This is a genomic window from Colwellia sp. 75C3, assembly GCF_002836255.1.
Lineage (GTDB): Bacteria > Pseudomonadota > Gammaproteobacteria > Enterobacterales > Alteromonadaceae > Colwellia.
Window position 1 is genome coordinate 1 of record NZ_PJAU01000038.1, and the last position, 19,465, is coordinate 19,465.

Here is a 19,465-nt window from a genome sequence, read left to right on the forward strand (position 1 = left end):
TGATTAGCTCCATAAGAACACTTTACGCCTTGTGGAGCTAGAGGGATACCCCTTATATACATACAGTTTAGCGTAAATCCTTCTTTCTACAAGAAAGCGTGCAAATTACCCTCTTTTACACATCGACCACTTTAGTCTTTATTTTTAACTTATTGATTATAAATGAAGATTAAAGTAACCTCTTGATATTATAAAATGTTGGGCGATTAATTTCATCTTGTAGAAAGAAGGACTTACTCCTCATATTAAACTGTTATATGCTATTAAAAATAAGCTTTAAATAAAGTGCTTTCTAGTGCGTAGTTTTTCGCTAAAACTAGTTAGCCTCAGCATTAATAAGCATTGCCTCTTTTACCTTTTTCAAAGGTGGCAACGCTATTAATTTTGTTCAACCTTTATCGTGTAGCGTAAAAGTTCACGGTTGGGTTGTTTTATTACGGTAGCCTTAAGTTATTGTATCGTTTGGTTTTACCTGCGCTGCATCTAACAAGGCCATCAAACGGACACGTACAGTTTGCTCGCGCTCCGCGCAGTTTAGCAAATTGTACTTAGCCGCTTATAGCGGCGTTATGTGTAAATTGGATTAATCAAACTACGGAGTGTTAAATGGATATTACAACAGGCGCAGTCGCTTTCTTATTTGCTATTTTGAGTGCTAAATGGGCTATGGAACTAGGCTATTCTCAATTTACTCAAATTATAATTTTCTTTGCTGGGCTAATTGCTGGTCCCTTCGTTTTATTTATCTTGTATATTCGTCTTCTATATTTGCGCAAAGAAACCAATGCGTCAGGCTCGCAATTTTTTGGCTATCCAGACAAAACTAATAGCAACTAATTACACATAAGCCATTAAACAGGGACAAATAACAGTTGGTTTTTTCTCCTGCGTCGCTTATTTTAACCAACAATTATTTGCCCATTAATAGGGCGTTATGTGTTTCAGCAGTATGGTGAATTTCAATGGATAATGATGACGTTAAAATGGTAGAGGCTAAGATAGAGTTAGAACGTATTTCTGAGCTTCAAAAGTATAAAGAAGAATTTGATAAACTTGGTTCAAATGATTGGGGAATTAAAGACTTTCTTTCTATTATCGCGCCACTTGGCTTGCTTCTAATTGCAAATAGCTTATTTACAATTGAGCCTGAGTTATTCCAAATAATGTCCGTTATTTTCATTGCTTCGTCTTTTGTACAGAGCATAGTGACTGCTGAAAGAAAAAAGACAAATCGCAGAATTGATTTACTACTTAAAATTATTAAACAAGATCAGAGTAAAAACACATAACAAGCAAATAAATCAGGACTAAAAACAGTTGGCTTTTTCTCCTGCGTCGCTTATTTTAGCCAACAATTTTTAGCCCATTATTTGGGCGTTAGGTGAAATGGAGTTTACATGAGACTGTTACTGATATTATCGATGTTTGCATCATCCGCATTGGCATCAAAATTTGACATAGATACTTATTCTACCTCTTTAGAGTTTGCTCAGGTTACGTATGTTGAAGCAACTCAAAGATCTAGCGGTAGTTGGTGTTTTGATACTTCAGTTCGACACAATGACGAAGGCTGGGATCATTACGCAGATAAATGGGAGGTTTTAGATTTAGAGGGGAATCAACTCGGATACCGTTCACTTGGTCACCCTCACGTTAATGAACAGCCATTTACACGCAGTCGATGTAAAATCAAAATACCAGCAGAAATGACTAAGGTAATAGTACGTGCAAAATGTAATAAGCATGTTCCACCTAATCTAATAGTAAGTTACTTTAGTAAATTAGGTGGCTTGGTCGAACTATAAGAAAATCAACAAGGACACGTAACAGTTGGCTACGTTTCGCTTCGCTACACAATTTTAGCCAACCATTACTTAGGCTGTTATTTGGGCGTTAAGTGCTTAGGAGTATTTTGCAAATGGATTCGAATATAAATTTCAATAACTATTCTTTGGATGAACTATATGATTCATCACAATCAATTGATCGTGACGTATATCCAGAAAGAGCTAAGATAATTGATGATCTTATAATTCTACGAGAAAAAGAACAGGCGCAAGAATGTACTAAACAAGAAGTCAGTATAAAAAATATACCAGGCGAAAAATCAACTAGATGGGATAGGCTTTGGGCAGGGTTAATAGATGCTGTGATTCATATGACAGCTACAATTCCTTTGTTCCTATATTTTGGAATGGAAGCATTTAAAGATCCAAGTTTCTCTCTAATAATGGTGGCTTTGGTTTACGGCCTATCCATGACTTTAATTCTACAAGGTTATCTGCTGCATAATTATGGGCAAACAATTGGTAAGCATATTATAGGAATTAGAATTGAAAACCTTGATGGTACTAAAGCAGACATAAAGAAAATATTCTTACTAAGATTGTTACCAATGAGTGTATGTTCAGTAATACCTGTTGTAGGTCAATTTATTACCGGCTTTATCAATCCAATATTTATTTTTGGTAAAGAACGTAGGTGTTTACATGATTACATAGCTAAAACAAAAGTGTGTTATATCAGCACTTAACAAGCGCTTCAAACGGAAAAAATACAGCAGGCTGTTTTCACTCCGTTCAACATTTTAGCCAGCTATATTTTTCCGCTTAAGCGGGCGTTATATTTCACGGAGGTTTCAGCATGGGTGAACAACAAATAGTTTATTCTTTCGCATGGTTTCAGCCTGAAGAGTGGCAGTGTTTAAAAGAAACAGTAGAAGATCCATCTACACTTGATGACACTTACCAAGAGTGGCGACACAATGCTGATAATGCCATTGGAGAACTCAGAGCTAATGGCGAGCAAGTGCAAAAAATATCGATTAAAATTAGTAAATTGCTAGTTTGGTGTAAATCTAAAGATATAAAACCTGATAGCAAAGCTAGATCTGAATATGCAGCATTTCTAGCAGACCAAAGAAGCAACTGAAATATAACAAGAAAACAAACAAGGACACGTAACAGTTGGCTACGTTTCGCTTCGCTACACAATTTTAGCCAACCATTACTTAGCCTGTTATTTAGGCGTTAGGAATACAAAAGGAGTTTGGCATGAATCGATATATTTTAGGAATCGTAGGGACACTTGTTTTAGTTGGTTGTAAAACTACACCGACCGAACAATATCTAAATTTACAGTTAACCGAAGCAGAGTTACTCTCGGAAAAATGGAGAAAATTAGAACGCTTTCCTCCCTTATACCCAATTGAAGATGCCAGAGCAGGTAAAGAAGGCTGCGCTTCTGTTGAATACGTGATTACACCTGATTACGAAATTAAAGATATTAAAGTTGTTTCTTCAACGAGTAAATATTTTGCTAAACAGGCAAAACTTAATATCAAAAAGTGGAAATGGTCTGAATTACCTAAAGGTATATTAAAAGAGTCTATTAAGACCAATACTCAGTTTCAGTTTTGCTTAGAGACAGGAGATGGGCACTGTTTGGAAAATAGTTCTTATGAAAATAGCCAGTGTAGTGGAGAAGATTCCATTTATTCCATAGGTCAACGAATTAAACGTCGTGGCTAAGTATTCCTAACAAGTCATTTCAGCAGGACAAAAAACAGTAGGTTTTTGCTCGTGCCTCGCTTATTTTAACCAACTATTTTATCGCCTCTGAATGAGGCGTTAGGTATTTAATCAACTATGTGCATATCAAAAATAACTAATAAAGCACATATCTCTTTTGTACAAGGAAGGTAAATGAAAATGTCGGAAGAAAAAATTAATGATAGTCGAAGAAATATTCTAAAAAAAGCAACAGTGGTGGCTACTTTAGCGGTATCTTGTGGCATAGCCAGTAATGTTCAAGCAAGAACAAAAGACATTAGCGATATATCCGATACAAAAGAATTGAGTTATTCACCGCCCCCTAAACAAGCCCGAGCTACCGAGGGAGTATTGCCGTTATCTGGTGGTGCAGGACTTTACTACTGGGACACTGGCGGAGAGGGTCCTACCGTTGTGCTTTCTCACCCTGGTAGAGGTAGTGCACTAACTTGGCCTTATCAACAACCTGTTTTTGAAAAAGCGGGATTTAGAACAATTGCCTATTCGAGACGCGGATATTTTGGTTCTCCAGCGGGGTCAAAAAGTGATACCGGAAATTACGCTGATGACCTTAATGCTTTAGTTGAGCACTTAAATGTAGACAAGTTCCACATTTTAGGTCTGGCAGCGGGAGGTTTTGCCGTTTCAGATTATGTCGTTTCTTATCCCGAAAAACTACTTAGTATGACGATCGCCTGTAGTCTCTTTGGCTTATGGGATAAAAATATCGATGAGCGACTAGACTTTATTCTCCCTAAAAGTTTTGGTGACTTACCACCTGAGTTTAAAGAGCTTGGTCCTTCATATCGTTGGGCACACCCTGAAGGTGTTCGCGAATGGATTAAAATGGAAGAAAAATCTAGAGGAGATGGCCATAGGCATGGCCAAAAAGCCAAAAGTAATATTACTTGGGAGAAAATTCGAGAGAGTAATATCCCTACTTTCTTTATCGCAGGTGGAGCCGATTTATATCAACCACCCTCAATGATGAGGGCTGCTGCCCGAGAAATTCCTCGCAGCCAGACCCTTGTTGTTTCGGAAGCAGGACATGCTGTGCAGTGGGAACAACCTGAATTATTTAATCGGGCTGTTATTGAGTTTTTCAGAAAGCATAGCTAATAATTCTTAGCTCTTGGGTATTGAAGCGTAAAAAAAAATGTGTCCGTTTTATCGGGGGAAGATCATGAATATCACTAAATCTGTCAAAGTTTCTATTTATTCGGGCTTGGTTTCCGTGGTTATAGGGTTAATTACATTTACTCTAAACTGGAATTTATGGGAATTCTTTGAAGGGCTACTACCTGGTTATAATATTTTTTTATTTCCTGGTAACTTAACTCTTATTTACTTTTGGCATCCAATATTTACTGAGGAAGTAAACTTTTGGCCAAAGTTATTAATGCTGTTGTTGGGCCAGTTCGTAGTCGTTAGTAGTTGTGTCGCTATGATTTCCAATTTATATAAGTTCTTTGATACAAAGCTTCATAACAAGCAAATCAATCAGGACAAATAACAGTTGGTTTTTACTCCTGCGTCCCTTATTTTAACCAACTGATATTTGGGCGTTAGGCTGAACAAGGATGATATTATGATTGCGCTAATCTATTTAGTATTTATTTGGATTTATTTCCTTATAATGCGTAAAACTTCAAAAATATTCCCTAAAAAATATCAACAATGGCTATTTCTTTGTTTCGTTTTTGCTTTACCTATAGGATATTTAAATTGGTATCCACTTTATCCTAGCTACAAAGAGTTTACTAAATTATGTGAGCATGACAGGAATAATATATTCCAAACAAAACAAGTACATATAATTAAAGTTCCTCGAGATGATATTACCAATGATTATATTCGAAAAGAAAAAACTGAACCGATAGTTAAAAAATCTTTGTACCAAGCTGTCGAGTATGAGGGATATGGAAGAAAAAGTGACTATTGGAGAATGAATATTTCTAATGGAGCATTAATGCCGAAAGTAGCAATAAAAAATTTTAAAAATGATTATTCAATCACTACAAAAAGCGGATGGTTAGTTCCAAATTCATTGTGGGTTGATATTTATGCAGTTGTAGATCCTGAATTAGGAGTCATGGGGAACTCTAAAAATTATAGATATTATCCGTATGGTAATACGTGGGCAAAAATGCTTGGTATGTCAAGTGGAAGCGCACCAAGTAAGCAATGTGAAAAGCAGTGGGTTGATTATAATATATTTAAGATTTACCTACCGCTTGGAAGTAAATGATGTTGTGTATTTGTAAGTTACAGCCTAATAAAAAAATTAAGCTGGACTACTAACAGTTGGCTAGGTTTCGCTCCGCTACACATTTTAGCCAACTATAATTTGCCGCTTATTGCGGCATTAGGCTTTTCTATAATTCAGGTGAATATGCATATTATGACGAATAAAAGTACTAAATTGGAAAAAGTAGGGTTTGTATTAGTAGCACTCATCGTTTTATTACAGGGTTTCTATGGTACTTTTGCTTTCATTGACCCAGCCATATTTTCTGCCGTCAGAGGCACTGAACTTTTTTCGGATATGGACGCTGATTGGGTGAAAATATATGGTTCGCGTACAATCTTCATTACCTTAATTTTTGGCTATCTTTTATATACTCGAAATTATATTGTTTTAATGTGGGGTGCATTATTTGCAGTTGTTATGCCAATTACCGATGGGTTACTTGCATATGAAGCTCAAGCACCATTTAAGGTTGTTGCTAAGCATGTTGCGACTATTGTGTACTTATTAATTATATTCTTTGTATTAAAAAAGGTTATTGCCCAAAAAACCTAACAAAGCAGTAAAGCAGAACAAAAAACAGTGGGCTGTTCGCTTCGCTCCATTTTAGCCCATTATTTGGGCGTTAGGTGTTACACCAATTTCTGAGTATTTTGAATGATTTCACGTAAACATCACAAAGTGGTATTTTCTTTTTTTATGGCGTTACTTATGTCATGCATTATGTCTTTTGTCATAAGTATTTTTAACGTAGGTATGGTTACAAATATCGTTGCTATTTGGTTAAAAGCTTGGAGCTTTGCTTTTATCGTTGCATTTCCAGCGATAATTATCGTATCACCTATTGTTCATAAACTGGTGAGCCTTGTATTACATGAGGATAAAAGTAACACCTAATCAGACATTCAATCAGGATAAATAACAGTTGGCTACGTTTCGCTTCGCTACAAAATTTTAGAAAATCATTACTTAGCCTATTATTTGGGCGTTAGCAATAATCAAGAGTATGTATGAATATCAACTTTAGAGAAGCCACACTTAAAGATTCTGAACTAATAGGTTCCTTGGTTGTAGAACTTACAGCTGAAATTTGTGCGCTAACAAAAGCGCAGCATTTTGATATTGATCTCAATGGTACAATTCAACGCTGTCACGAACTAATTAGGGATGGATACTATTCCGCAATTATCGGAACGTATGAGAATAAGACAATTGCTGTCGTTACCATGACAGAAACATACGTATTATATGCTGGTGGTAAAATAGGTATAATCCAAGAATTTTATGTTTCTCCTGAATTTAGAGCTTCCGGTGTAGGTTCAATGTTGATTGAACAAGTTCAAGATTATGGTAAAAATCATAATTGGTCATGCATTGAATTATGCACTCCGCCTTTACCGGAATTTGAACGTACATTAAATTTTTATCAAAAAAATGGCCTCATTCCTGTCGGTGGTCGCAAAATGAGGCAGGCATTGGCGTAAGTTATTACTAACAAGAACTTCAAACGAAAAAATACAGCTGGCTGTTTTCACCTTGGGCATATAAGTCCTCTAATCATTTTTGAAAAGGACGTAATCTGTGAGTTTAATACCGGATAATGAAATAAAGAGTATTGTTAAAAAACATATGAGTTTTGCTATTTTTTTACCGCTTAACGTAGCGTTAGGTATACAAACAAGGATGTCATTTCAATGAAGTATTTTTTATTATTAGCAATTGTAGTTTTATCTGCATGTACTGCAAATCCCGATTTAACTCTAAACCCAGCATCAACTGACGTTATGCGATTAATTGAACAAACAGCCGAAAATGCCCCTGAAGCTGTTAGAGGTACTTTTCAATTTTCAATAAAAGCCTCAGCTCTGTTGCAGAGCGCAGTATATTTAAACACTGAATTAGATTATAGGGATAGAAGAAGTATTACGATTGCACTTCACCCTAAAACAATTGCAGCGTTTACTAAAAAATACGGTACTTCCCCTAAAGTTTACTTTCTTAATAAAAATATAGAAGTTACTGGTAAAGCCAAACAAATAAAAATTTGGTTTTTCTCTAATGGTAAAAGAACTGAAAAATATTATTTCCAAACACATATAAGCGTTAAATCACTAAACCAAATAACAGTATTGAGTTAAGTATATCTATAAGAAAATTATGCAGGACGGCTAACAGTTGGCTACGTTTCGCTTCACTACACACTTTTAGCCAACTATATTTTCCGCTTAAGTAGCCGTTATATTTTATGATTGCCTCAACGCTACAGTATTCAATTCTGTAAGTATCAACTCATGATGTATATTCCTTACACTTGCTTACATATAACAGACATAATTTAGACATTTTAAAGTATCAGTCATCGCTACAATCAAAGATATAACAATGAGATAACAATTTTAAAGGACTTAAAATGACAAAAATCTTATCCTTAGCTTTCACAATTCTAATATCAGCTTATGTATCTTCCGTGTATGCGGAAGATAGTTGGTATCTTGGTGCCTTATATAATGCACAAGAGACATCTCGAGACTTTGACACTGCAGGAGTGACAGCGATAGATGCCTCTACTAATAGCGGCAGTTCTTCTCAAAAGTGTTCTGATATGTCAGGTGACAATAAAAGACTGTGTAATTCACAAGTTGAGACTGTTAAGAAGCACATTAAAGACGCAAATCATAAATAAATATGTCCGTTTTATCGGAGGAAGAACAACATAACGAAGTGTTAAAGAACGGACTTAGAATAGTTGGCTAGGTTCGGCTTCAAATTTTAATCGCTCACGTGGCGTTAAGTGCAAGGAAATTTAATCAGCTATGGATAGTCCATCTACTTTATTGGTCGTTAGTAATCTTTCTATTTCAAGAGAGTTTTACGTCAACATACTTGGCCTCATTATACTTGAAGAATACGAAGACAGTTTAAAGTTACAAATTGGTTCACATAACGTATTCATGTTTCAAGGAACGATGGAAGCCATAAGCTATGATCACGGTTTTAATGCTAATTCAGCGTTGGTTATTACTGTTAGTGATTTGGACGGCAAAATAAAAGAGTTAAAATCAAAAGGTGTTGCTTTTATCCATGAATCTCCAAATGAAAATAGATGGGGACGTTATGCTGCCTTTAAAGATCCATCAGGTATTACTCATGAGCTAATGGAGTTCTGTACCTAACAAAGACACGTTACCGTTGGCTACGTTTCGCGTTATGTGAATAATAATTTAAGGAGTTTATAGTATGAAAAGAGTTATATGTTGTTTACTAACTTTATTTTGCTTTTCGTGTTCAACGATCAAAACAATTAACCCGCCACAAGACCACGTAAATATTTCTTATAAAGGTAAAAAAAGCTATTGTAAGAAAATACCTAGAATATATAGCGGAATTTCTTATAATGCCTGCCTCCTTTATGGAGAGCCAAGTAACGTAACAAATATTGATTCATTCAACGGGGTTCCCTTTATCTTTATTGACTCAGCCTTTTCTGTAATAACAGATACAATCGTTCTCCCATACACAATAACCACCCAAGTAAATAAAGGCGATATCAAGGTTAACTAATTCACTTAACAACACACCTGAGATGGACAACGAGTTCAATCATTATCTCAGTTACCTTTATATTCATTTTTAGCTTTTGTTACCGCTATTTTATATTCGTTTTTTGTTATTTTATTACTATTGTAATCTTCTTTTATTTTAGTAATATTTTTTTTGTAAGTTAACTTTAAGTCTCTGATCACTTGCTGATATTCAGTTTTGTTGAGGGTCTTGTTACGATAAGCTAGTTTGGCATTTCTTACATTCCAAACAATCGAAGCTGGCGTCTCAACTTCTATTGCTATTGGCGTGGACTTTATTATTTTTTTTATCTCGGTGGGTTTAGGCTTTTCGATTCTTTTAGTGGCCGCCGCGACTACTGCATTTTCTTGAACGGTTAAACTTAGCGCTTTTTTATTTTTTTCATCCATTACTGATTCGGTTTGTTTTACTAATGACTCATCCTTAATATTTAAACGGATAGCGTTATTATTAACATGACTTTCTTGAACTGTATTTTTAGTTGAAACGTTATTACTTGGGATAACAGCAGGAGTAACAACAGGGATGACATTTCCACTATTCAACGTATTAAAACGAATCAAATTAAAATACCAGGATAAAAAAAACACTGAAATGACTATCAGCAATACACTCAATGATAATCTTGTTTTCTTATAACGCTGTGCAAAATCAAGCGTAAATCCGTTATCATTATTAGCATGGCAATGCATACCACCATAAGGATAAACCAGCTCATTACCGACTTCCACATCACCATTTTTTTCAGGCACTAATCGATTAACCGAAAACCGTGGAATACAATACAAACGAACCGATTGTGAAACGCCTGCCAACTGTTGAAAACCGACCTCCTCAACCGGAACTTCAGCTTTATTCATAGCCATATAAACAGCTTCACTTAAATAAATAGCATCAGCAGGCGTAACCCCTTCTATTCTTGACGCTACATTTACAGGCTCACCAAAAATATCGTTTTTTGCTACGCGGACCTCCCCTAAATTTGCGGCAACACGGATATGAATTTTTTCTTCTTCAATAACATTAAGATTATTACCGTGCATAGCATCTTGAAGCGCCATAGAACAAAGCATGGCATCCGTAGGAGAGAGAAATGTAATTAGATAAGCATCACCAATACTTTTAATTAACTTTCCTTTATACCCCTTTATTAAAGGTAACAATACTCGACCAAATGTTTGAATAAGGTCCGCATTTTCTTGACGTGATAGTCGGCTTGTAGTGACGGTAAATCCGGCAATGTCAACGAATAGAATGGTGAGGTTTTCAGTATGGATTTTAATAATCTTTAGCTCCTGAAAAACAGCTTAAACAAACTATAGCAGTATTTATCAAACGAACCGTAGTTATCCCGTTGGCTATTGCCTTATCCAATGTAATATCTGAGAATGTTAATGACAAATTTTTATTTATCACTTAAATTGTCTGTCTTGAAAATATTGGTATCAGTGGATGGTATCCAACTTAGTGCCGTAGGCTATTAAGACCTAATATGTATTTCTAAATTGACAAAATAGTTGCCTATTGCTCATTCCTTGCAGACTTTGGACAACTATTACTCAGCCGTTTAGCGCGGCTTCAAAAGTGAATCAACGTTTCAGTGTATTAAAAGGGATTTAATAATGTTCAAAAAATGTTTAAATGGTTGTTTTTTCGTTCTAGCTTTGTGTTCGGCTTTTGCCAACGCAATTGATATTACTACACTTAATCCTGTCGAAACGTTAAAGGTAAAGTCTCAGTTATTCAAAGAAGCGATTGAATATAATATTACGTTACCAGAGGGGTATAACGAGGAAATTAACAAAGATAAAAAATATTTTGTTATTTTTGATTTACATCCTCGCAGCCAACCCTTTCTTAGTGGCCTGCAAGATTGGTTAAGCCATAATGGTGGTTGGCCATGGCCCAAAACTATCGTGATTACACCGGCTAAGTATAACGCTGAGTTTGCTAGTTTGTTTGAGCAGCTCGTTGATAATCCAAAAAACAAATCTATCTTAGACTATTTCGAATCTGACTTATTAAGCACTATTGATGCAAAGTATCGTACTAATGGCTTCAAAATTTATAGTGGTTTTGTCAGTAACGGTGCCTTTGGTTTATATATGTTACTTAATCGGCCTCAACTTTTTAATGCGTATATTATTTCTAGTCCCTCTTTAGCCAATGATTTTGGTGCAATCACTTCCGAAGCGGAAGAAAAAATAGCTCAACTAGATGATAAGTTGAGATTTTTATATCTTTCGATAGGCGATCATCAATACGAACGAGGTAATTTAGATTCTTTTGATAGGTTTGCTAAAATATTAAAAACATCGGCTCCAAAAAACCTTGATTGGCAAGTACATCATAATAATGACAATAATTACATGTCTGGGCCCATTGTCTCCGTTATTAATGGTATAGAATCACTTTTTGCTGATATGTTTACCGATTTAAAAGTTGATTCAGATATATCTAAAAAAGGTGCTGATTCAATTATTGAATATTACTCAATGCTTTCCACCAAAAAGTATGGTTTTAATATTTCAGCAGAAGGCTCTTTAAAAGCATTAGCAAAATCTATAATGACAAAAGAGCCTAAAAAATCATTGGCTATATTTCATCAAATTGTTGAGCTATATCCTGAATCAGCTTATGCCATTTCGGCTCTAGCAAAAATGTATGCTGAGCTTGGAAATTTACAAAAAGCAGTTGATTATCAGCTTAAAGCGGTTGAAAAATCTAAATCTATGATTGTTTGGCATCAAAATAAACATCAAAAATACTTAGACGAATACAGAGCGAAATTAGCAATCAGCAATAAATAAGTGGCTTAAGATGAACGAAAACAATTAACTGTTTTCGTTCATTAACATTTTACCTAGCGATTTCCTCACTACGAGGGCGTTTGCCTACTTAGGAAGACCTATGTTTCCAATAGAAGTTTGGATCACTTACACCTTGGCGTGTTTGCTTTTAGTTATATCACCTGGACCTGATAACATTTTGGCTATTGGTCGCGGTCTTAGCCAAGGAAAAATTGCAGCATGTATCTCAGGAGCCGCCTCTGGTGTTGGTATTTTATTTCATATACTAACCGCTACCTTTGGACTGACATTATTAATACAAACATCAGAGATAGCCTTTATCGTTGTAAAATTTATAGGTGCCGGCTACCTTATTTGGTTAGGTATCAAAGTCTTAAGGTCACGAAGTCTTATAAACTTAACACCAACTGAGAAAAAACCGTTTACTAACATCTTCACAACTGGATTTTTATCCGCTGCACTTAACCCGAAACCTGGCATGTTCGTACTTGCCTTTATTCCGCAATTTGTTAACCCTGAGCTCGGTTCAGTCACTATGCAAATGATAGTTTACGGTGTGTGGTTTGCATTATTAACGGCTGTAGGCTTTGCGTTAATGGGCGTTTTCGCATCAAAACTTACCGGTTGGCTTCAGAATAAACCTCACGTTATTAACGGATTAAATATTGGAGCAGGCTTAACCTTTATTACCTCAGGTTTAGCTGTTGCTGCATTAAAACAGCGTTAGTATATTAGCTTGCTAAGTAGACTTAGCCACTTAAGGTGGCGTTAACTTGCTAGGATTTTTATGAGTATACGTAAAGCCACAATCAATGATGTAGAAGAAATTAGGTCACTAATTTTACGCGCTGTTGAGCCAGAAAGTAACGCAGATTTTAATAGTGAAGGGGCTAACAATTTTAGAGAAACACTCAAATTGAACGCGATAGAAGATCGCATTCTCAATGCTGAATACTTGATGTTATGTTTTATTAAAGATGAGACCGTGGTTGGAATAATTGCCATGTATAGAAGAGAAAAGTTAAGCCAGCTTTTTGTAGACCCTAACGCTAGAAAATTAAACATCGCTAAACAATTATGGTCAGCGGCCCATGAAATCTGTACCGCGCAAGGAGGCAATGGTAGCTATTGGGTAAAATCTTCGACGATGGCAGTTCCAGTCTATGAGAGTTTCGGCTTCTGTTTAGAAGGTGATCAAAAAAATCAAGACGGTATTGTTTATTACTTAATGGTACTCACGCCATAAGTACAGCAATTAACAACCCATTTCAGCCTCTTAGTGAGGCATTATAAGCATTTAGAGGACATATTATGGATGTAACCTTCTTCACCGAAGTAGATGATAACGCTTTCAAAAGTTCTGATGACATTCCTGATGATTCTATTCTCGGTGGTGGTCGTTTTACTAAAGATAACATCAGTGAGTTACTTGGTTGTTTCAAAAGTAGCAGCTCTGCTCAAACTGATAACCTGTGGTTGTTGTCGGTTAGTTTTTCTGAGACCTTATCAATAATCGATGATGAAAAACTGAAGAAAATAGCAGAACATTGGTCTGAAGAAAGTTCATGGGAAAGCACAAACGTCAATGAAATAGACTTAGCCAACCATTTATTGGAACTAAAGTATTCTTACTCAAATTCTAGTAAAAGAATTTGGGTGTTTTTTGAATGATTTTTCATTTGCTTTACAAATTTAGCTGTTAAACGGCAAGTTATACTTTACTCACTAATTTTCCTTTAGGTGTATTATGAAATTAAAGATTTATCAAGTTGATGCCTTTGCATCAAAGGCTTTTGAAGGAAATCCCGCAGCTGTCATTCCATTGAATGATTGGCTTGATGATGAGCTACTTCAACAAATAGCTGAAGAGAATAATTTATCGGAAACTGCATTTTTTGTGTATGCAGAAAATGATATTCAGTTGCGTTGGTTTACCCCATTAGAAGAAGTTGATTTATGTGGTCATGCAACGTTAGCGTGTGCTCATGTTTTATATAAACATTTAGGCTACAGCAAAGCTCAAATTAACTTCCAAACTAAAAGTGGCACGCTGATTGTTTGCCAAACAACTTCAGGCTACAGCATGGACTTCCCTGCTTCCGAGCCTGTTGAATTAAATTCAACTATTCCCGAAAGCTTGATTAAGGGTTTGGGTGATGTACAACCTAAACAAATATTATCAGCGTTTGATTATATTATTGTGCTAAATAGTGAAGAAGACGTTCAGAAATTAGCGCCTGATCTTTCTCTGTGGTTGAATATTGATTTAAGGGGCGTTGTTGTTACCGCGCCAGCAAATGATGTTGATGTAGATTTTGTCAGTCGGTGCTTCTTCCCTAAATTAAGGGTTAATGAAGACCCGATTACCGGCTCTGCCCACTGTGAACTAACGCCATATTGGGCAGAACAACTCAACAAAAAAACGTTAACAGCTCGACAACTTTCAATGCGCAGTGGCCTGGTTTTGTGTGAACTCAATAAAGACAGAGTTATCCTGACCGGAAATGCGATTGATTATATGGTAGGTGAGATCACCATATAAAGGCGTGCTGAACATGCTCTTAAAACGGATAAAATAAAGTTAGCCACCAAGTTACCTATGAGTTACTTGGTGGCCGACTATCACTCATCAATTTATCTAACTTTACTTGCGCTTTTTTTGTATTATTTAAATCAGTGACTTCAATCATTTCACATTCATCTCTGATCATTTCAGCAATTAAACTCGGATAATGACGGCAATCTTCAGGTCTGTCTAAATAAATACTGCAGGTATACATATTGGGCGCTGACGGGGATTTTTTAGGCGCAATATCAAGAAAGGGACAAGTATCTAAGCTTACGCCAGATTCAGGATCGAACCATATTTCATTATTTTTAACATATTTGAATATTTCAGGGTTAAATATCTCCCATAGATCAATTTCCTCTTTTGTTGCCGAAAGATCCCCTCCTCCGTACTTGATGCAACATTTTCCGCATTGATTACAATCTTTCATAATGAGTAACTTAAACTTAATTTACAGCGTCATATTATATCATTGCAGTTACCGTTTCTGCTATTCTTAGTAAGACTTTAATACCCGCTAAAGAAGTGCAAACTGATGAAATGTTCCGTTTACATTGCAACAAGCGCTGATGGTTATATCGCTACGCCCGATGGTGGTGTTGATTGGCTACATACAGCTGGTAAAGCCGATGCAGATATGAGTGAAAATCCAGATATGGGTTTTACTGAATTTATCAACTCAGTCGATTGTATGATCATGGGCCGAAAGTGTATGGAAGTGATTTCAAGCTTTGATATTCCGGCTGAGCAATGGCCTTACCGTGATATTAAGATTTATGCCCTGAGTAACTCCCTCACTGAGCCGCCAGAAAACTTAGCAGGTAAAGTTGAAATGGTCGCCGGTGATATTAATGCGCTAGTAAATCAGCTGTCTGAAAAAGGATACAAACATGCTTATATTGATGGTGGCGCCACCATTACCTCATTTATCAACTTAAAATTAATTAATGAAATGACTATTACCAGAGCACCAATATTACTTGGTGATGGCCTTCCCTTATTCGGAAAGCTAAATCATCACGTCAAGCTCGAAGGGGCTGAGTCAGTTGCTTTCCCTAATGATTTCATTCAAGTTAAATATCGTGTCAATTATTCATAAACAATATGTCTCCAACAAAATGATAACTCTAAGAAATAAAATATGACTCACGCTTTAAAGACGCTTATCCCCCTGTGTGCAATAGTTTTCTTTTGCTTTATTCTTTGGGTGATTTATTTAGCCAATACGGGACAAAACAGTGTGCTTTTTCAATTTGTCGCCAGTATTCCTTATGGTGATAAGTTAGGACACTTCTGCTTATTTGGCCTATTAACGCTCGCGACAAATGTAGCCTTCAAGCTTAAATCGTTCAAAGTGTATTCTAAGGAACTCTTTTTAGGTACAGCTTTAGTGTTTACCTTTGTTGTTATTGAAGAGTGCAGTCAATACTTTATCCCCAATAGAACCTTTGACTTAATGGATTTATCAGCCGATTTTATAGGCATCCTATTTTTCAATGTTGTGACAAGTTATTTAAAGAAATACAGGAGAAAAAGATGCCTCATTGCATAATTGAGCATTCATCATCTATTGACAGCAATGCACTAATCTCTTTAGTGTTTAGCGCCAGCCTTGAATCCTTATTATTTGAAAAAGATGGTAGTGATATAAAAGTACGCGCACTACCGTTTACTCAATACCAAACGGGCGTCTTGCAAAGCGGGGCTGACCAGCTTGATTTCATTCACGTGACGTTAAAGATACTATCTGGACGTAATACTGAGCAAAAGAAGATGTTATCAAACGTGGTACTTTCAAGCTTAGAAACACTGGCGTTGAAGAGCTGTTCTATTTCGGTGGAAGTGGTTGATATTGACCGTACTACCTATGCCAAGGTTGTTACCTAACACTAGCGATATAAAAGAAGTTTAAGGGAAGGCCTAAAGACAGTTTAGTTGTCAACATGCCCTCCCTATATTTTCGGTTACTATTGATTAGCGACCACAGCAACAAAATGGCCATAATAAAGTTTTTTACCCACTAAACTTTCGATTTCTGCGGCGCTTGGGTAAGTTGACCATTTGTATGAACTTGCTTCTACGGCTTCAATATTAGCCCAAGTTAAATGCCAACATACTTCTTCAGCATTATCAGTTTTCACTAATATCTCATGGGCAATAATGTTTTTATTATCAGCATTAATTTCAAGAAATAGTGACTCACTTAACGCGAGTACACGCGCTAAGTTAGCTTGTTTAACCTCAAAAACTGCAAATTCAGTACATGTTGGCATCATGTTTCCTTTTATTTTTATTTTTATTTTAAAACTGTACTTGCCACTTAACATTGTGAAGCATTATAACGTTAATCTTCGCTACGATAACCTGCAAGTTCCGTCGTTAAACTAACACCTTGTAGTTTTAACTGATTAACGCGTTGTAAGTAGGCTGCGCCTTTTAACATATGCAAAGCGACATCAACGGCATAACGACGGGTATAATCTTCTAAATACGTACCTTTTACCCAACTATTAAAGGCACCTAAACTTGGACCTGCCCAAATTTGATAATCCATTTCACGGCCTTTTTCACCGGTATTTGACCAACGAGAACTTAAGCCTAAATACCAACGGAAAATTAACGCCATTTTACGTTTAGGGCTCGATTGTGCTCTAGCTAACATATCAGGATCACGTTCAGTAAAGAAGGCTTCAGTGCCTGCCCAAACATCATCGAGATTAGATCTAAATATTTGTTTTTCAATCTTAAGTCGCTCTTCCGCTGGAATAGCTTCAATTGAATCGTAGTTAATATATAGCTCGTAAAGCTTTTTAGCACGCATAGCGAACATTGAGCCACGTTTAACGACTTGTAATTTTACGCCCATTTCAAACATATCAGCTGCAGGAGCCATGGTTACATCGGCCATTTCGACATTAGCTAATAACTTACGAGTATGCTCAGAAGCACCCGCTTCAACACAGGCTTGGTTTACTGAGCCAAGTACAATATAGGCGGCGCCCATATTAAATGCAGCTAAGGCAGATTCAGGGGTACCAATACCACCACCAGCCCCAACACGTAATGCCGGAGAGAAGTTGTATTGCGCTTGAACTTCATCACGAAGCGCGATGATAGTTGGTAATAACGTTAAGAAAGGACGATTATCGGTATGACCGCCTGAATCGGCTTCAGCGGTAATATCATCAGCCATAGGAACACGTTTTGATAGCTCTGCTTGGGCTGGAGTTATCTTGCCTTGGCTAAGTAATTTATCAATAAGCTTTTGCGGTGCAGGCTCCATAAAGCGACGCCCTACTTCCGTACGAGATACTTTCGCAATAACTTTATTACCAATATTGACACTACCGTCACTGTTTTCGCTTAAACCCGCTAATCGATACCAAACAATATGTTCGGTTAAACCTAAGTAAGCTGAGGCTTCAACGGTTTTAACACCAAGTTTTAAAAATCGCTCAACTGCGCCACGCTCTAAAGCCTCTTCCGCTGGAGCATGAATTAAGTTAACCGCGTAAGGGCCATTGGGTAATGCTGCCTGAATGCGTTTAATCGCATCTTCCACTGCATCAGGTACTAAACCAGCAGCACCGAATGAACATAAGAAACCAGCTTTACCTAAAGCGACCACTAATTCAACTGAGGCTATGCCATTAGCCATAGCGCCGCCATGATAAGCGTATTTAACGCCATGTTGCTTTTTATAGGCGTCATCACCTAAATCTTGCGGCGTAAGCTTTTGGGCAAACGCTAAGACATCAGTATCACCTGTAGCTGCGGTAGTATTTACCACACCTAAGCTAGTCGCAGATTTTGCAACATACACGGGTTTGGTTAAATCCATTAACGCAGACTTGATTTGCGCGTCATTACTGTTAACGTCATTCGCGTTAACTTTCCATGCCCAATCAATGGCTCTGGCATTATTAAATTCGATGTTTGACATGTTATTTCCTAATTCTTTTATTTAGTATTATTCTTAAATTGGTTCATAGAGCTGGATCCTCGATTAAGTGAACTCGAGGATGACGGCTGTGAGGCTTGAGTTTAATCATCATGCCTAGCCGTAACACTTGTCTAGTTATCGCATACACCCATATATTTACTGTCATACTCGAAGTGTCTAATCGAACGTGGTACAGATGCCACTTATAAGACAATACATGGAGCATATTGTCCTGTATCCAGTTCATTTTCTTATTATCTTTATCTTAAGTACATAAAGAGTAATGGATCCTCGATTAAGTGAACTCGAGGATGACGGCTGTGAGGCTTGAGTTTAATCATCATGCCTAGCCGTAACACTTGTCTAGTTATCGCATACATCCATATATTTACTGTCATACTCGAAGTGTCTGATCGAGTATCCATTCTCTAGCTATAAAATGTCATCGTAAAGATCATTCCAATGGGGGTTAGCCTTTTCTATCAAGCTAATTTTCCATGCCCTACCCCAAGTTTTCAATTGTTTTTCACGCGTTATCGCTGCATACATATCATCAAATTGTTCAAAATAAACTAATGTATTAACTCGATAATCCTCCGTAAAACCACTGACAATTTTATTCTTATGCTGCCAAATACGTTTTACTAGATTACTTGTTACTCCGATATATAACGTGCCATTTTTTTTGCTAGCCAGTATATAGACCGCAGGTTGTATCATCTTATCGTCCTTGATAATTGACTCTCAACACATTAATACAAT

General features: G+C 36.6%; 29 protein-coding genes. 24 read left to right on the forward strand and 5 right to left on the reverse strand.

The features are described 5' to 3' along the window. Nucleotides 1–606 precede the first annotated feature (606 nt). From CXF85_RS08720 to CXF85_RS08795, 16 genes are all read left to right on the forward strand, one after another. Nucleotides 607–837: a hypothetical protein gene (locus tag CXF85_RS08720; protein ID WP_101228148.1), complete on the forward strand. Its 231-nt coding sequence runs from the start codon at nt 607–609 to the stop codon at nt 835–837. Between the two features lie 125 nt (nt 838–962). Beyond that, nucleotides 963–1,289: a hypothetical protein gene (locus CXF85_RS08725; protein WP_101228149.1), complete on the forward strand. Its 327-nt coding sequence runs from the start codon at nt 963–965 to the stop codon at nt 1,287–1,289. A 108-nt stretch (nt 1,290–1,397) separates the two neighbouring features. Then, complete coding sequence (locus tag CXF85_RS08730) at nt 1,398–1,805, forward strand: hypothetical protein (RefSeq protein WP_101228150.1); 408 nt, start codon at nt 1,398–1,400, stop codon at nt 1,803–1,805. A gap of 113 nt (nt 1,806–1,918) precedes the next feature. After that, nucleotides 1,919–2,533 (forward strand): RDD family protein, encoded by a 615-nt coding sequence (locus tag CXF85_RS08735; protein ID WP_101228151.1) that lies wholly within the window; start codon nt 1,919–1,921, stop codon nt 2,531–2,533. A gap of 110 nt (nt 2,534–2,643) precedes the next feature. Further along, nucleotides 2,644–2,931: a hypothetical protein gene (locus CXF85_RS08740; RefSeq protein WP_101228152.1), complete on the forward strand. Its 288-nt coding sequence runs from the start codon at nt 2,644–2,646 to the stop codon at nt 2,929–2,931. Nucleotides 2,932–3,053: 122 nt separating this feature from the next. Next, on the forward strand, nt 3,054–3,530 hold the full coding sequence (locus CXF85_RS08745; RefSeq protein WP_101228153.1) for an energy transducer TonB: 477 nt from the start codon (nt 3,054–3,056) through the stop codon (nt 3,528–3,530). 174 nt (nt 3,531–3,704) lie between these two features. Beyond that, complete coding sequence (locus tag CXF85_RS08750) at nt 3,705–4,670, forward strand: alpha/beta fold hydrolase (protein ID WP_101228154.1); 966 nt, start codon at nt 3,705–3,707, stop codon at nt 4,668–4,670. A 64-nt stretch (nt 4,671–4,734) separates the two neighbouring features. Then, complete coding sequence (locus tag CXF85_RS08755; protein ID WP_101228155.1) at nt 4,735–5,064, forward strand: hypothetical protein; 330 nt, start codon at nt 4,735–4,737, stop codon at nt 5,062–5,064. A 75-nt stretch (nt 5,065–5,139) separates the two neighbouring features. Then, nucleotides 5,140–5,799, forward strand: coding sequence for a hypothetical protein (locus CXF85_RS08760; protein ID WP_101228156.1), 660 nt, complete (start codon nt 5,140–5,142; stop codon nt 5,797–5,799). 153 nt (nt 5,800–5,952) lie between these two features. Then, nucleotides 5,953–6,354, forward strand: coding sequence for a DUF4267 domain-containing protein (locus tag CXF85_RS08765; RefSeq protein WP_232771135.1), 402 nt, complete (start codon nt 5,953–5,955; stop codon nt 6,352–6,354). Between the two features lie 102 nt (nt 6,355–6,456). Further along, nucleotides 6,457–6,696 carry a DUF2798 domain-containing protein gene (locus CXF85_RS08770; RefSeq protein WP_101228157.1) on the forward strand — a complete coding sequence of 80 codons (240 nt, stop codon included), beginning with the start codon at nt 6,457–6,459 and terminating at the stop codon, nt 6,694–6,696. A gap of 113 nt (nt 6,697–6,809) precedes the next feature. Further along, nucleotides 6,810–7,283 (forward strand): GNAT family N-acetyltransferase, encoded by a 474-nt coding sequence (locus tag CXF85_RS08775; protein WP_101228158.1) that lies wholly within the window; start codon nt 6,810–6,812, stop codon nt 7,281–7,283. Between the two features lie 210 nt (nt 7,284–7,493). Beyond that, nucleotides 7,494–7,937, forward strand: a complete 444-nt coding sequence (locus CXF85_RS08780) for a hypothetical protein (protein ID WP_101228159.1) — start codon at nt 7,494–7,496, stop codon at nt 7,935–7,937. 272 nt (nt 7,938–8,209) lie between these two features. Then, entirely contained in the window at nt 8,210–8,482 is a 273-nt protein-coding gene (locus CXF85_RS08785; RefSeq protein WP_101228160.1) for a hypothetical protein, read from the forward strand. A 130-nt stretch (nt 8,483–8,612) separates the two neighbouring features. Beyond that, nucleotides 8,613–8,972 carry a VOC family protein gene (locus CXF85_RS08790; protein ID WP_101228161.1) on the forward strand — a complete coding sequence of 120 codons (360 nt, stop codon included), beginning with the start codon at nt 8,613–8,615 and terminating at the stop codon, nt 8,970–8,972. 64 nt (nt 8,973–9,036) lie between these two features. Beyond that, nucleotides 9,037–9,360, forward strand: a complete 324-nt coding sequence (locus CXF85_RS08795; protein ID WP_101228162.1) for a YceK/YidQ family lipoprotein — start codon at nt 9,037–9,039, stop codon at nt 9,358–9,360. 47 nt (nt 9,361–9,407) lie between these two features. Here the strand turns inward: CXF85_RS08795 and CXF85_RS08800 are convergent, their stop codons facing one another. Beyond that, nucleotides 9,408–10,667 carry an adenylate/guanylate cyclase domain-containing protein gene (locus CXF85_RS08800; protein WP_101228163.1) on the reverse strand — a complete coding sequence of 420 codons (1,260 nt, stop codon included), beginning with the start codon at nt 10,665–10,667 and terminating at the stop codon, nt 9,408–9,410. Between the two features lie 336 nt (nt 10,668–11,003). Between CXF85_RS08800 and CXF85_RS08805 the strand changes: the two genes are divergently transcribed. From CXF85_RS08805 to CXF85_RS08825, 5 genes are all read left to right on the forward strand, one after another. Continuing rightward, complete coding sequence (locus CXF85_RS08805) at nt 11,004–12,191, forward strand: esterase (protein ID WP_232771136.1); 1,188 nt, start codon at nt 11,004–11,006, stop codon at nt 12,189–12,191. A 100-nt stretch (nt 12,192–12,291) separates the two neighbouring features. Further along, nucleotides 12,292–12,918 (forward strand): LysE family translocator, encoded by a 627-nt coding sequence (locus tag CXF85_RS08810; RefSeq protein ID WP_101228164.1) that lies wholly within the window; start codon nt 12,292–12,294, stop codon nt 12,916–12,918. 60 nt (nt 12,919–12,978) lie between these two features. Further along, a complete protein-coding gene (locus tag CXF85_RS08815; RefSeq protein WP_101228165.1) occupies nt 12,979–13,437 on the forward strand; it encodes a GNAT family N-acetyltransferase in 459 nt (152 codons plus the stop codon). Between the two features lie 65 nt (nt 13,438–13,502). Then, the gene (locus tag CXF85_RS08820; RefSeq protein ID WP_101228166.1) at nt 13,503–13,862 is read left to right on the forward strand and encodes a hypothetical protein; all 360 of its coding nucleotides are present in this window, start codon (nt 13,503–13,505) and stop codon (nt 13,860–13,862) included. A 76-nt stretch (nt 13,863–13,938) separates the two neighbouring features. After that, nucleotides 13,939–14,733, forward strand: a complete 795-nt coding sequence (locus tag CXF85_RS08825) for a PhzF family phenazine biosynthesis protein (RefSeq protein WP_101228167.1) — start codon at nt 13,939–13,941, stop codon at nt 14,731–14,733. Nucleotides 14,734–14,788: 55 nt separating this feature from the next. Here CXF85_RS08825 and CXF85_RS08830 read toward each other — a convergent pair whose 3' ends face one another. Then, on the reverse strand, nt 14,789–15,190 hold the full coding sequence (locus tag CXF85_RS08830; protein WP_101228168.1) for a YkgJ family cysteine cluster protein: 402 nt from the start codon (nt 15,188–15,190) through the stop codon (nt 14,789–14,791). Between the two features lie 105 nt (nt 15,191–15,295). On the opposite strand from CXF85_RS08830, the gene CXF85_RS08835 reads away from it, so the two are divergent. From CXF85_RS08835 to CXF85_RS08845, 3 genes are read left to right on the forward strand one after another with little or no spacing between them, the layout of a single operon-like run. After that, the gene (locus CXF85_RS08835) at nt 15,296–15,859 is read left to right on the forward strand and encodes a dihydrofolate reductase family protein (protein ID WP_101228169.1); all 564 of its coding nucleotides are present in this window, start codon (nt 15,296–15,298) and stop codon (nt 15,857–15,859) included. 42 nt (nt 15,860–15,901) lie between these two features. Continuing rightward, nucleotides 15,902–16,312: a VanZ family protein gene (locus CXF85_RS08840; protein WP_101228170.1), complete on the forward strand. Its 411-nt coding sequence runs from the start codon at nt 15,902–15,904 to the stop codon at nt 16,310–16,312. After that, nucleotides 16,297–16,647 carry a 5-carboxymethyl-2-hydroxymuconate Delta-isomerase gene (locus CXF85_RS08845; protein ID WP_101228171.1) on the forward strand — a complete coding sequence of 117 codons (351 nt, stop codon included), beginning with the start codon at nt 16,297–16,299 and terminating at the stop codon, nt 16,645–16,647. The genes CXF85_RS08840 and CXF85_RS08845 overlap by 16 nt, the downstream gene beginning before the upstream one ends. Nucleotides 16,648–16,727: 80 nt before the next feature. On the opposite strand, the gene CXF85_RS08850 is transcribed toward CXF85_RS08845, so the two are convergent. The 3 genes from CXF85_RS08850 to CXF85_RS08860 all read right to left on the reverse strand — a co-directional run bounded on the left by CXF85_RS08850 (nt 16,728) and on the right by CXF85_RS08860 (nt 19,423). After that, complete coding sequence (locus CXF85_RS08850; protein ID WP_101228172.1) at nt 16,728–17,033, reverse strand: hypothetical protein; 306 nt, start codon at nt 17,031–17,033, stop codon at nt 16,728–16,730. Nucleotides 17,034–17,104: 71 nt separating this feature from the next. Continuing rightward, nucleotides 17,105–18,703, reverse strand: coding sequence for a PfaD family polyunsaturated fatty acid/polyketide biosynthesis protein (locus CXF85_RS08855; RefSeq protein WP_101228173.1), 1,599 nt, complete (start codon nt 18,701–18,703; stop codon nt 17,105–17,107). A 432-nt stretch (nt 18,704–19,135) separates the two neighbouring features. Beyond that, nucleotides 19,136–19,423, reverse strand: a complete 288-nt coding sequence (locus CXF85_RS08860) for a GIY-YIG nuclease family protein (protein WP_101228174.1) — start codon at nt 19,421–19,423, stop codon at nt 19,136–19,138. Nucleotides 19,424–19,465: the final 42 nt, after the last annotated feature.